The 12,487-nt window shown below is 63.8% G+C and carries 14 protein-coding genes; 4 read left to right on the forward strand and 10 right to left on the reverse strand.

Features of this window, described 5'->3' with window-relative positions:
* Window positions 1–119: 119 nt before the first annotated feature.
* On the reverse strand, window positions 120–749 hold the full coding sequence (chpT, locus tag LB523_RS14725) for a histidine phosphotransferase ChpT (protein WP_095766435.1): 630 nt from the start codon (window positions 747–749) through the stop codon (window positions 120–122).
* A 382-nt stretch (window positions 750–1,131) separates the two neighbouring features.
* On the opposite strand from chpT, the gene LB523_RS14730 reads away from it, so the two are divergent.
* Together LB523_RS14730 and LB523_RS14735 are read left to right on the forward strand one after the other, a co-directional pair.
* A complete protein-coding gene (locus tag LB523_RS14730; RefSeq protein WP_224514585.1) occupies window positions 1,132–1,668 on the forward strand; it encodes a DUF1134 domain-containing protein in 537 nt (178 codons plus the stop codon).
* Between the two features lie 134 nt (window positions 1,669–1,802).
* Window positions 1,803–2,945 (forward strand): hypothetical protein, encoded by a 1,143-nt coding sequence (locus LB523_RS14735; RefSeq protein WP_224603588.1) that lies wholly within the window; start codon window positions 1,803–1,805, stop codon window positions 2,943–2,945.
* 179 nt (window positions 2,946–3,124) lie between these two features.
* Here the strand turns inward: LB523_RS14735 and LB523_RS14740 are convergent, their stop codons facing one another.
* The 6 genes from LB523_RS14740 to LB523_RS14765 all read right to left on the reverse strand — a co-directional run bounded on the left by LB523_RS14740 (window position 3,125) and on the right by LB523_RS14765 (window position 7,869).
* Window positions 3,125–3,922, reverse strand: coding sequence for a TrmH family RNA methyltransferase (locus tag LB523_RS14740; protein ID WP_224603590.1), 798 nt, complete (start codon window positions 3,920–3,922; stop codon window positions 3,125–3,127).
* A gap of 55 nt (window positions 3,923–3,977) precedes the next feature.
* Window positions 3,978–4,316, reverse strand: coding sequence for an ArsR/SmtB family transcription factor (locus LB523_RS14745; RefSeq protein WP_095766438.1), 339 nt, complete (start codon window positions 4,314–4,316; stop codon window positions 3,978–3,980).
* 158 nt (window positions 4,317–4,474) lie between these two features.
* Complete coding sequence (locus tag LB523_RS14750; RefSeq protein WP_224603591.1) at window positions 4,475–5,245, reverse strand: HugZ family protein; 771 nt, start codon at window positions 5,243–5,245, stop codon at window positions 4,475–4,477.
* 36 nt (window positions 5,246–5,281) lie between these two features.
* Window positions 5,282–6,469 carry a CaiB/BaiF CoA transferase family protein gene (locus tag LB523_RS14755; RefSeq protein ID WP_224603594.1) on the reverse strand — a complete coding sequence of 396 codons (1,188 nt, stop codon included), beginning with the start codon at window positions 6,467–6,469 and terminating at the stop codon, window positions 5,282–5,284.
* Window positions 6,470–6,475: 6 nt separating this feature from the next.
* Window positions 6,476–7,237: a 3-hydroxyacyl-CoA dehydrogenase gene (locus LB523_RS14760; RefSeq protein ID WP_224603597.1), complete on the reverse strand. Its 762-nt coding sequence runs from the start codon at window positions 7,235–7,237 to the stop codon at window positions 6,476–6,478.
* A gap of 26 nt (window positions 7,238–7,263) precedes the next feature.
* On the reverse strand, window positions 7,264–7,869 hold the full coding sequence (locus tag LB523_RS14765; protein WP_224603599.1) for a GNAT family N-acetyltransferase: 606 nt from the start codon (window positions 7,867–7,869) through the stop codon (window positions 7,264–7,266).
* Between the two features lie 326 nt (window positions 7,870–8,195).
* Between LB523_RS14765 and LB523_RS14770 the strand changes: the two genes are divergently transcribed.
* Entirely contained in the window at window positions 8,196–9,182 is a 987-nt protein-coding gene (locus LB523_RS14770) for a glutathione S-transferase family protein (protein WP_224603602.1), read from the forward strand.
* On the opposite strand, the gene LB523_RS14775 is transcribed toward LB523_RS14770, so the two are convergent.
* Window positions 9,183–9,686, reverse strand: a complete 504-nt coding sequence (locus LB523_RS14775) for an NUDIX domain-containing protein (RefSeq protein ID WP_095766444.1) — start codon at window positions 9,684–9,686, stop codon at window positions 9,183–9,185. It abuts the gene before it with no gap.
* 164 nt (window positions 9,687–9,850) lie between these two features.
* Between LB523_RS14775 and LB523_RS14780 the strand changes: the two genes are divergently transcribed.
* Window positions 9,851–10,786, forward strand: coding sequence for a metallophosphoesterase family protein (locus LB523_RS14780; protein ID WP_224603604.1), 936 nt, complete (start codon window positions 9,851–9,853; stop codon window positions 10,784–10,786).
* Here the strand turns inward: LB523_RS14780 and LB523_RS14785 are convergent.
* A complete protein-coding gene (locus LB523_RS14785) occupies window positions 10,776–11,393 on the reverse strand; it encodes a hypothetical protein (RefSeq protein ID WP_224603607.1) in 618 nt (205 codons plus the stop codon). The two genes, LB523_RS14780 and LB523_RS14785, sit on opposite strands and share 11 nt — an antisense overlap.
* Before the next feature lie 134 nt (window positions 11,394–11,527).
* A complete protein-coding gene (locus tag LB523_RS14790) occupies window positions 11,528–12,331 on the reverse strand; it encodes an alpha/beta fold hydrolase (protein WP_224603779.1) in 804 nt (267 codons plus the stop codon).
* Window positions 12,332–12,487 lie beyond the last annotated feature (156 nt).

Here is a 12,487-nt window from a genome sequence, read left to right on the forward strand (position 1 = left end):
TTCCAAACACGGTATCGCGCGGCCTTGACCCCGCGGCGCGATTACATGGATCGCGGCTGGCATTGCTCAATCTGCGCCGCCAGCAAAAATATCAGCAATAAAAGATACTTCGGTTTTTCTTAGGCAGCCGTCAGCACGATCTCCTCGGCGGTTGCGTGGATCGAGATCGTCATATTGGCCTCGCGCGCCAGAAGCAGCGTATAATAGGGCTGGACCGAATGGGCGTCGATCGGCTCCTCCGGCTTGTGGCCGGAATGCAGCTCGAGGAATTTCGGCGGCACGCGCAGCATCGGGCCACTGGCCGACAGCGAAAAACGCGGCTCGGTTTCGAGACTTTCCAGCGTGACCACCAGCTTGCCGCCGCGCGGTATGGCCGCGTTGGCGACGAGAATGAGGTTGAGCAGCAGCTTGACCTTGTTCTTAGGAAGCAGCGCACGGGGGCCGTTCCACAGCAGTTCCGGCTTTTCGTTCTTCAAGAAGGCGATGGCCACGGCCTCGGCATCGCCCGTGTCGATCATCATGCCGGCGGAACCCGCGGCGCCGAAGGCGATGCGGGCAAACTGCAATCGCGCCGAAGCGTTCTTGGCGCTCTGGCGAATAAGTTTCATGGCGTCTTCGTCGGCGCCGCCTTCGTCGAGCAGCTCGAGGCCGTTGTTGATTGCGCCGACCGGCGAAATGATGTCGTGGCAGACACGGCTGCAAAGCAGCGCGGCGAGATCTGGCGCGGAAAGGGTGAAAAGCTCGGCCATCGGCGAAATCCCTGCTTAAGTCATTTGTTCATGGCCGAGCGACGGTTTCGCGCCTGCCCACACGAATCACGCTCTTTTCCAAGGCTTTCTGAATACACAGGGCCCGAGCGCGCATCAACAAATCCAAAATCATCGACGGCGAAAATGGTGTGTTTCGCGGGGGAAACCCGCCGCAGCGGCAAAAGCGCAGCCTTCGAACCGCCATCTTCGTGTGGGAGCTTAATGGTTGAAAAAGGATTACGGCATAATTTGCCCGTGATAGCCACCCCGAACGGCCGGCAAGAGCCGCAGGGGTGCGAGGCGTCGGCGAAAGTGCTCCCTGACGGAGATTGGAAGCATGTTTTCCCGATACTACGACCGGACGTTCGTCCGCGTCCTCACCATGACCATCACACTCCTGGCGGCTTTGGTCCTTTCGACCTCGGCGTCGCGGGCTCAGCAGTACACCGCTCAGGAAATCGTCGATTCCGGTCATAAATTCTTCGGCGAGACATCCGGCGGCCTGGCCACCGTCGTCGAGAAGATCTTCGCCTCCTACGGTCTGCCCAATGGCTACCTGCTCGGCGAGGAAGGATCCGGCGCCCTGATCGGCGGCCTGACCTATGGCGAGGGGACGCTCTACACCAAGAACGCCGGCGACCATAAGGTGTTCTGGCAAGGCCCTTCGCTCGGCTGGGATTTTGGCGGCGAGGGGTCCCGGGTGATGATGCTGGTCTATAACCTCGACGACATCAGCAGCCTTTATAACCGCTTCGGCGGCGTTGCCGGCTCAGCCTATGTCATCGCCGGCGTCGGCTTCAACGTGCTGCAGAGCAACCGGGTGCTGCTCGTGCCGATCCGCACCGGCGTCGGCGCGCGTCTGGGAGTCAATCTCGGCTATCTGAAGCTCACCGAAAGGCCGACCTGGAACCCGTTCTGATCGGATTGCGCTCGCTACGATCGCTCGGACAGTGCTGATCGCGCCGCGGCAGGCTCTTGCCGCCGCGTTGAATTTCCGCCATGCCAAGCTGGCACGATCCAGCGATTGCCGCGCCGTAAAGTGGATAGCACGCCTTGGTCCAGTCGGTTCTGTTCTTCGTACTCGGTTTCCTTTGCGCCGTTTTTCTGGCGTCGCTGGTCGCGCCGGCCGTCTGGCGGCGGGCCGTTGTCCTGACGCGCAGGCGCCTCGAGGCTTCGCTGCCGCTGACACCAGCCGAAATCCAGGCGGACAAGGACCGGGTGCGGGCGGAATATGCCATGACGACGCGCCGGCTGGAGATAACCGTCAAGAACCTCCAGCAAAGGGTCGCTGAGCAACTGGTGGAGATCGGCCGCGCGAACGAGGCTTTGAAGGGGCTCGCGGTTGAAAGAAAGGACAAGAATCAGGCGCTTTCCGACCTGCAGGCCAAGACTGCGGAGCTCAGGCAGCGTGAGGAAGAGTTGCACCGCCTGGCGGAGAAGCACGCGCAGACGGAACGGGCGCTGGAGAAGCGCGCGCTGGAGTTGCAGAAGCTCGAGCAGATGTATGACGACGCCAGCTTCTCGTCCTCGAACCGGCAGATCGAGCTGGTTGCCCGCGAATCGGAGCTGGAAAAGCTCGCCAGTGACATCGCGTTGCTCAAAGGCCAGCGCAGGGAGGCGGACCGACGCAATCAGGAGGTCGCGTCGGAAAGCAAGGCCGCACGCGAAGCGCTGAAGGCGGAGAAGAAGAAAACGGCCGAGCTCGACAAGAAGGTCGAGCGGCTTCTGGCGACGCTTGCCGACCGCGAGGAAAAGCTCAACCGGCGCGAGAAGGATCTCGCCCGAATGCGCGAACGTTCGAAGGAGAGCGCTGCAAACGGCGTTGCGCGGCTGGCTGCCGGAACGGACACGAAAGGCGACGATGTCGACAAGGCAATCGCCAGGCTCGAGGGCGATCGGGAACGGCTGGAGGCGAGGCTGACGGCGCTGGCGCGCGAGAACAAGCGGCTGAAGACCGATCTTGCCGCCGCCACGAGGGCGGCAATGCCCGAATCGGCGGGCGACGCACGCTCCGGTGCAGGCCTCCGCGAACAAATGAACGAACTGGCAGCCGAGGTGGTCAATCTGACGATGAAGCTCGACGGGCCGGATTCGCCTATCGCCAAGGCCCTGGCGGGCGAGGGGCAGCAAAATGGGCGCGGCGTCAGCCTTGCCGACCGCGTGAGGGCTTTGCAGAAGGCCGGCTCGTCCAACTGAGGTGTGTTGGTATTCAGGTGAGGCCGGCCTGCAAATGCCGTCTTCCTGCGCTTCCGGTGCTCACGTACTTAAAGTACGCTCCGCTCCGGTTCTCGGAAGCCACCATTTTCGACTCGGCCTGACCTGAATCTCAACACACCTCAAGCGTTGCAGCTGTTCGGGCTCCCAGGTCGGGACCGCTAGCGGTTTGAAAAGTGGTGCAGCGCGATGGCCGACGCGGCGGCGACGTTCAGGCTGTCGAAACCTTCCGCCATGCCGATCCGCACCGTGTGCAACCGGGCAAGCAGGTCTTGCGGCAGGCCTTCGCCTTCGGTGCCGAGGTAAAGCGCCAGGCGCGCCGATCGCTCCGCGGCGCGGATGTCGACGTTTCCGCGTGGCGATAGTGCGAACTGGGCGAAGCCAAGCCGATCGAGCGTCGCGGTGAAGCTTCCGATGTCGCCGAATGACGCGAAGGGAACCTTCAGCGCCGCACCGACGGAAACACGGATTGCCTTGCGGTAGAGCGGATCGCAGCACGTCTGGTCCAGCAGCACCGCGTCCGCACCGAAGGCCGCCGCATTGCGGAAGATCGCGCCCATATTATCGTGATTGGATATGCCGACCAGGATGACGGCCAAGGCACGCCGGGGCAAGGTTTCCACCAGAATCTCGGCGGGCGCCGGATCGCCGCGCAAGCCGATCGCCAGGATGCCGCGGTGCATGTGGAAGCCGGCGATCCGGTCCATGACCTCGCCGGCGGCGACATGGACCGGAAAACCCGCGGGCGCCTTGCGCAAGATGTCCTGCACGCCAGCCAGCCTGTTTTCGAGGATGAGGGCAGACTCGGCGGCGAAGCGTCCGCTCGACAGAAGAAGGTCCAGCACGACCTTGCCTTCGGCGACGAAGCGGCCATGCCGGCCGACGAGGTCGCGCTCGCGGATGTCGAGATAGACGGCGACGCGCGGGTCCCGAGGATCGTCGATGGGGATGAGATTCATCCAAATCTCGCCGGCAAACATTGCCAGCGAGATAAGGGGCTTTGGATGGCGCGGGTCAAGCCCCGGCGCGGCGCAACCGATAGGCCATCTGTGAAAGGTCGCCGTCGCCGAAAATGCCTTCCAGCATGCGCAGCAATTCCCGCACCGCCTCGGATTTGCAGGAATAGTAAATCATCTGGCGGTCGCGCCGGGTCTCGACGAGATCGAGCGCCCTCAGCTTGGCGAGATGTTGCGACAGCGCGGACTGGCTGAGTTGCACCTTCTCGGCGATGGCGCCGACCGACATTTCATCGTCGATCAGGTGAGCCATGATCAGCAAGCGCTTTTCGTTGCCCATGAGCGTGAGAAAGGCGGCCGCCGATTCCGCATTGGCGATTAGCTTATTTGAGATCATAGATCCCCCAAGGGTCCTGGCTCATCCAGACGCCAGGGGGCAATGGCGCCTGATTCCACGATGTTCAGATGTCGCTAGGCGCTGCTGAATCAGCGCCACTACAAAGGTAGATCATTTCATCTGAATCTCAAGCGTTGCTTTTGCCGGCGCGCGATCAACTATCGTTCTTGCTCGGCCGCGCGTCCCGCCCTGGCCATCTCGACAAGCACCGAACGCAATTCGCGCGCGCTTTGCAAAGGCTGGGGAAAGAAAATCCTGCAGGTCGCATCGGGGGCGGCGAGATCCATGCCATCGGGGTCGAAACCGGTGACGATCCAGCCGTCGTCTTCGGCGCGGCCGAAATGACGGGCGTAAAGGGCAAGCGCGTCGCGATGGTCGGTATTCATGTGATCGAGTGCGGCCTGCTCGCTGCCGGCGAACTCCTCGATAAGGGTGGGATCGGTGATGAAATCATCACGGTCGAGAAGGAAGGCCTTGCCGAAGCCGCCATTCAGGCTGGCGCGCTCGGGCTCGAGCCGGAAGAACGAGAAGTCGCCGAGCCCGGCATAGAGCTTCGCCTTCGGATTGCGGTTGAGATAGCGGCGTTCGGCTCGGATCTGATCGGCAGATCCCTGCTCCAGCCGCCGGGCCAGGCATGCCAGGCTGATGCGCGGATGCGCCAGCGGATCGCCCTTGCCGGGTTCGCCAAGCAGCAGCGAGCAGCGCGGATCCGCGAGCAACGCACCGGTATGCGCGGACAGCATCGAGATCAGGATCAGGGGCGTGCCGTCGATGTCGGTGGCGACGCCAACCCTGCTTGCCAGCGGCGCGCCGGTGCCGGGCTCGATCACCGCGAGCGCGCCGAAACGTGCCGCGCGGATCAGGGTTTTCGCGAGCCTGATCGCCTCGGCGTCGGTCTCGCGAATGACGTCCTTTTTCGGTTCGGTCACAGGTTCACCCGAGATAAGTTGATTTCTGCTCTCCGGTTATCGGCCGAGTACACCCGCCTTTGCAAGGGCTGCGATTTCGTCTTCGTTCAACCCAAAACGGTTCAATATGTCCGCAGGGTCGCGATCGGCGACGTCCGGCGCCGCGGCAAGCGTCTGCGGGTTTTGCGAGAAACGCGGCGCCGGTGCCGGGCGGTCGAGCTCGCCGGACTTCACAAAGCATTTCCTGGCGCGGTTGTGCGGATGGTTCCTGGCTTCGACCAGGGACAGCACGGGCGCCACACAAGCGTCGGTCACGGCGAAAAGCGTGGTCCATTCGTCGCGCGTCTTCTGCTTGATCCGGCCGGCAATGGCGGCGCGCATTGCGGGCCACGACGACTTGTCGAACTGGCTGCCGACAAAATGCTCGTCGAGAGACAGCAGCCTGGCGAATTCGGCGAAGAAGCGCGGCTCGAGGCAGCCGACGGCAATGTGCCTTGCGTCAGCCGTCTCATACGTATCGTAGAAAGGCGCGCCGGAATCGAGCAGGTTGTCGCCGCGCCTGTCGCTCCAGAGACCCGCCGCCATGTAGGCGTGGATGGGTGCGGCGAGCATCGAGGCTCCCTCGATCATCGAGGCATCGACCACCTGGCCCTTTCCGCTGCGCGAGCGCTGGAAAAGAGCGGCGAGCACGCCGGCGATCAGCATCATGGCGCCGCCGCCTTGATCCGCGACGAGGTTGAGCGGTGGCACCGGCGGCGCGTCCTGCCTGCCGATCGCATGCAAGAGGCCCGCATAGGCGAGATAGGTGATGTCGTGCCCGGCTCGCCCGGACAGCGGCCCGTCCTGTCCGAATCCGGTCAAGCGGCCATAGATCAGCGCCGGATTGCGCTGCAGAACGGCATCCGGCCCGAGGCCGAGCCGTTCCATCACGCCGGGGCGAAAGCCTTCGACAAGCACGTCGGCCCCTGCCACAAGGCACAGCAGCAGGTCGGCGCCCGCCTGGCTCTTCAGGTCGAGCTTGAGAATGGAACGGCCGTGGCGGTCGAGATCGTATTGTTCGGGCAGGCTCAGAAGCGGCTGACCGGCATCGGCACGTTCGACGCGCAGCACCTCGGCGCCCATTTCGGACAGCATCAGGGCGGCAAGCGGCACCGGACCAAGCCCGGCCATTTCGATCACTTTCAGGCCGGCGAGCGGCCCGGTCTTTCCGGTGGAAGCACCGGCGCCTGTCGGCGAGCCAGACATTCCCGCTTATTTCGGCGCCATGCGGATAGCGCCGTCGAGGCGGATGGTCTCGCCGTTCAGCATCTGGTTCTCGACGACGTGGAGCGCAAGCGACGCATATTCGGACGGCTCGCCGAGCCGCGGCGGGAAGGGCACGGAAGCGCCGAGCGAATCCTGCACTTCCTGCGGCATGCCGGCCATCATCGGCGTCTTGAAGATGCCGGGCGCGATGGTGCAGACGCGAATGCCGGATCGCGCCAGATCGCGGGCCACAGGCAGCGTCATGCCGACGACGCCGCCCTTGGATGCCGCGTAGGCGGCCTGCCCGATCTGGCCGTCATAGGCGGCGACGGATGCGGTGTTGACGATGACGCCGCGCTCGCCGCCGGCAAGCGGTTCGAGTTTCGCCGCCCGGTCGGCAACGAGGCGGATCATGTTGAAGGTGCCGATCAGGTTGATCTCGATCACCTTGCGATACTGGTCGAGCGGATGCGGTCCGTCCTTGCCGATCGTCTTCATGCCGATGGCAATGCCGGCGCAATTGATCAGGATGCGCGGCTGCCCAAGCTTTTCAGCCACTTCGGCGATCGCGGCCGTAGCGCGGTCGCCGCTGCCGACATCGCATTGGACGGCAACGCCGCCGATCTCGGCTGCAACTTTCGCCGCGCGCTCGATGCCCACGTCGAGGATGGCGACGCGGGCGCCCTTGGCCGCCAAGGCGCGCGCCGTTGCCTCGCCAAGGCCCGACCCGCCGCCGGTGACGATCGCGATCTGGCCGTTCGGGTTCATGCAGGCCTCCCAGGGACCGGATTATGCTACGAAGCGCGCAAAGGAGGCGCAACAGCAATAGGCGGGTCGACAGATGCCTGCCCGGTAGCGGCCGACCGCGCCAGGGCCGGGACAAGTTCCGCAACCCTCGTCATGTTGGCGTGGCAGACCTCGCCGGTAAAGCGGGCGACGGCGCCCGGCTTGATCTCGTGATGCAGCAACCGGTCGAGATCGACCGGGCGTGGCATGGTGATCTGCCCGCGCGGAAAGCGCTTGAAGCCAAGCGGTCCGTAGTATGGCTCGTCGCCAACCAGGATAACGGCGGACGCGCCGGCCGTCCTGGCCGCCTCCAGCGCGATCGCGACCAGCTTGCGGCCGATGCCGAGATTCTTGTAGGCAGGGCGCACCGCAAGCGGGCCGAGCATCATAGCGCGTCCGGCCCCCGCTGCCACGCGCGTCATGCGCACCGAAGCGATGACCGTGCCGTCCTTGACGGCGACGAAGGACATCGAGCGGTCATGTCCTCCCGACTCGCGGATCTTGTAGGCGGCAAGCACGAAACGACCCGGACCGAAGGCCTCGTCGTTGATGGCTTCGATTTCAGGGTCATGCGCCGGAGTCTCCGGCAGGTATTTCACGTCGGCAAGGCTCATGGTCTTTGCGTTCCGGTATCGAGGAAGGTCTGCTGCAAAGCGGCAGCGTTCGCCAGTCAACGCTTCTTAAGCGCGGGCGCCCTTTCGTCGTCGGTCGAACCGGATCGAGGCAAAGTCGAACATGGGCGCCTCCGCTAGCATCAATTTTGGGCCGCTGCAATCGGTGCTTTCAGGCTTTCTTTGCGTCCATGACGAACTTATCCGTCCCCGGAGCGGTTGGTCATTTGACGAACTGGTTCGTCGTTTGACGAACTGTTCATCCGCTGAGGGCTTCGCCAGCCCGGTCATCAACCTAGATAATATCGAGCCGCAGGGAGATTTTTCGCATGGGATTGCTGATTGAAGGCAGATGGCAGGATCGCGCGCCCAACACCGACAGCGGCGGCCGGTTCGTGCGAACGGAATCGCAATGGCGCGACTGGATCACGCGCGACGGCGTGCCGGCGCAAGGGCGCACGCGCGGCTTCAAGGCGGAACCCGGCCGTTATCACCTCTATGTGTCGCTCGCCTGCCCATGGGCGCATCGCACACTGATCTTTCGCGTCCTGAAGAAGCTGGAGGGCATCATCTCCGTCTCCGTGGTGCACCATTTCATGGGGGAGAACGGCTGGACCTTCAAAGCTGAGGACGGCGCCACGGGCGACACGCTCTACGGCCTCGATTTTCTGCACCAGGTCTATGCCAAGGCCGATCCGGCATATTCAGGCCGCGTGACGGTGCCGGTGCTGTGGGACAAAAGGCAAGAGACCATCGTCAACAATGAGTCCTCCGAGATCATCCGCATGCTCAATTCCGCCTTCGACGAATGGGGCGACGCCGGTCTCGACTTCTATCCGGCGGCGCTACGCGCGGAGATCGACAGGATCAATGCGCTGGTCTATCCGGCAATCAACAACGGCGTCTATCGCGCCGGCTTCGCCACCACGCAGAAAGCCTATGAGGAAGCGTTCGGCGAATTGTTCTTAGCGCTTGATACGATCGAAGAGCGGCTTTCGCAGCAGCGCTTTCTGACCGGCGAACGCATCACCGAGGCCGACTGGCGGCTGTTCACGACGCTGGTTCGTTTCGATCCGGTCTATGTCGGCCACTTCAAATGCAATTTGCGCCGCATCGCCGACTATCCGAACCTGTCGAACTATTTGCGCGATCTCTATCAGGTGCCCGGCGTCGCGGGCACGGTCAGCCTGCATCACATCAAGGCGCATTATTACGGCAGCCACAGATCGATCAACCCGACGGGGATCATTCCGGCAGGGCCGGAGCTTGATTATGCCGCGCCGCATGACCGGAACAGGTTCAGGAAGGCGGCGTGATTACCAGTAAGCCGAGTTACGCTCGCCGCCAAAAATCTCCGCTATCCGCTGCAGCGTCGCCGGCGTCGTGCCCTCCGGCAGGCGGTCGAGCGGAAAGAAACCCGCTTCGGCGATCTCGTGGTCAGGCAGTTTCGGCGCCGTCTGGTAGAAGGCTTCGATCAGATAAAGGCCGACATGGTCGCGCTTGCTGGGGCGATGGTTGAAATGCATCGACTTCAGCACCGGCGGCGCAGTCAGAGCGATGTTGCCTTCCTCGGCCAGTTCGCGCGCCAGCGCTTCCTCAAGGGTCTCGCCCACCTCGACGCCGCCGCCCGGCAATTGCCAACCGGGAACATAGGTGTGGCGGATCAGGAAGACTGAGTTGGAGGCACGGTCATAGACCAGCCCGCGCACGCCAAGCGTCATCGGGCGGCGCAGCAGGAAGTAGAAATGGAACAGCCTTGCCCGCAACCCCGGCCAGCCGGTCTGGCGGAATGCCGCGTCAGGATCGGCCGGGCGGTTCATTCAACGATCCCCAAGCAGATGGGTTGCCCCACGAACATCTGCCTGGCTTTCCTTGTTTTTCGCAGGTTCTGGCCGCAAAACCGTGGGACACTTTTGCGGAACTTGCTTGGGCGAACAGCAAACGGTGAGTGGAAAGCCTCGTCGGCGTCGCTTAAGAAGGGGCCATGTTCAGGCTCGCGCATATTTCCGATGCTCATCTGGGACCGCTGCCCGATGTAACCTATCGCGACCTCGCCTCCAAGCGCGTGCTGGGCTACGTCAACTGGCAGCGCAATCGCCGCCGCCATATGCATGACTCGGTGATCGACACCATCGTCGCCGACATCAAGGCCGGCGCGCCCGATCACCTGGCCGTCACGGGCGACCTCGTCAACCTGGCGCTCGATGGCGAGATCGAGATGGCCAAGCACTGGCTGGAGACGCTTGGATCGCCAAATGACGTTTCCGTGGTCCCCGGCAATCACGACGCCTATGTGCCGGGCGCCTTCGACAAGGTCTGCCGGTCGTGGGCTCCCTGGATGACGGGCGACGGCGTCAATAGCCCGGTCGACCGCAATTCCTTTCCGTATCTGCGTGTGCGCGGCAATGTAGCGCTGATCGGCGTCACCACGGCGCGCGCCACCGCGCCCTTCATGGCCAACGGCTTCTTCATGGAAGGGCAGGCCGAGCGGCTCGCCAAGATCCTCGACGATGCCGCGGAGCAAGGGCTGTTCCGCGCCATCATGATCCACCATCCTCCGGTGCGCGGTGCCGTCCCGCAGCATAAGCGGCTGTTCGGCATCACTCGCTTTCACAAGGTCATTCGCCGTCATGGCGCTGAACTCGTCCTGCACGGGCATTCGCATCTGCCGTCACTGTTCACCATCGGCGCACGGGGCGCCAAGGTGCCCGTGGTCGGGGTTGCCGCCGCGGGCCAGGCGCCCGGCGGCAAACACCCGCCGGCGCAATACAACATCTTCGAAATCGACGGTGAAAAGGGCGACTGGCGTCTTCGCCTGATCCGGCGCGGCCTGACGGGGCCAGCCCTGCCGCCTGCCGACCTGCAGGCCATCGACCTCGATGTGCCCGCCGGCACGGCGCGCCAGCTCGTCAGAAGCTGATCTTCATCTGCATGATGCGGTCCCAAAACAACGCCAGCGAAACCGCCAGGCCGACAAGGGCGCCTGCGGCGATCAGGCCGAGGCCGGCGAAGAAGGTTGTCCAGCCATTGCGGCCGCTTTCGGATCGGATGGGCGGCTCCGCTTCCTGGACCACGGGGCGATGCAGGCCGCGAACGGCGCTCTCCACGCTCCCTTCCATCATGCGCTGCCGCTCGACGACACGCTCGGCCACGTAGCGCATCACCGCATCGGCAACGACTTTCATCTCGGTCGATTCGGCCAGCACCACGCGGCCGATGCGCGTATCCCTGAGGAAGCGATAGGTGCGGCGGTCGCGTCCCATGGCGACATGGCTCACCGCATCGATCCATAGCCGCGGCTGCAGGCCGGACGAGACGGCGAAGTCGAAGCTGTCCATGTCGGCCGGGACATCGGCAAAGACCGGGGCAAGCTCGCTCGCCAGAAGATCGAGTCGCATGCGGTGCGCCTCGCGCATGTCGACGACCACGTCATCGCGGTCGGCAAAGGCGTTCTTGACGTCGCGTACGGCATCGGCGAGCTTTCGCGACGGTTCGATCGGGGTGATTTTGTCGCCTGCATCCGTCATGGCGGCTGCCTCACTGTTGGTTAACAGCGAGTTACCACAGTCGCCGGCAAAATGCACTGCCGACGACGAACCGCGCGACTGCCGCGGTCCGGCGAAAGCGGGTAAGGGACGTTTCGAGATCGGTCCGGGAGAGATCAACTCGCCGAAGCGTCCAGCGGTGGATGCAACCGTCTGCCGCGCCGCCGCACGTTGCGACGCACGATTTCGGCGATCAGGTCAGGAGCTTCCTCGACCAGCATGTGACCTGCGTCAAGGACATGATGCAGATGGAAATGCGACGGCAGCGCCTCGGCCTGCTCAATCCGCAGCAGCGGATCCTCCGCTCCCCAAACGACCATGACCGGCATGTCAAGCGTATCCAACTGCGCGCGGGGGATGATCCCTTGCCGGTCATCCCTCGTCATCGCGGCCGCCATATCGATCAGGGTCTGCAACTGGCCCGGTCGGGTGCGCATCCGGCAGAGTGCATCCACCACGTGATCAGGCGGCACGCTGCGCGGACCCGACATGGCGACAAGGCTGGCGCGGACCTGGTTGCTGCCGGCCGCGGCGGCGTAGCGGCGCAGCAAGTCGGCGTTGATTTCCGGGCCAAAACCGCCGGGCGCCAACAGCGTAAGCGAGGCCACCCTGTCGGGGTCGGCAAGCGCCATCGATGTCGCGACCGCGCCGCCCATTGAGTGACCGACGAGATGGACCTTGCCCAACCGGCGGGCGGCCAGATCGGCGAGGATGGCTCGCGCGGCTGGCTTGGCGCCGCCCAGGCCTTCGCTTTCCAGGGACTGTCCATGGCCCGGCAGATCATAGGCCAACACTCTCGCCCGCGCCGCCAGCGAGGCCGCGACGTCACGCCAGATCTCACCACATGCTCCGAAGCCGTGCAGAAGCACGATCGTCCTCGGACGGGCGCCGCTTTCGACCGCATAAGGGAATGGACGCATGAAAAAATGGGGCGGTGAACAAGGCAGGAGCTTCAAATTGTGGCTGAATTGCTCCCGAACCGGATTGATGGCCAGTAAAATTTTCGCGACCGCAGCGCCCCGTCAGGCGCTCGATGCGCAAGAATGTCCTAATATATGCCGGATCACAGCGTCATA

The sequence above is a fragment of the Mesorhizobium sp. ESP-6-4 genome (assembly GCF_020164735.1).
Classification (GTDB): domain Bacteria; phylum Pseudomonadota; class Alphaproteobacteria; order Rhizobiales; family Rhizobiaceae; genus Mesorhizobium.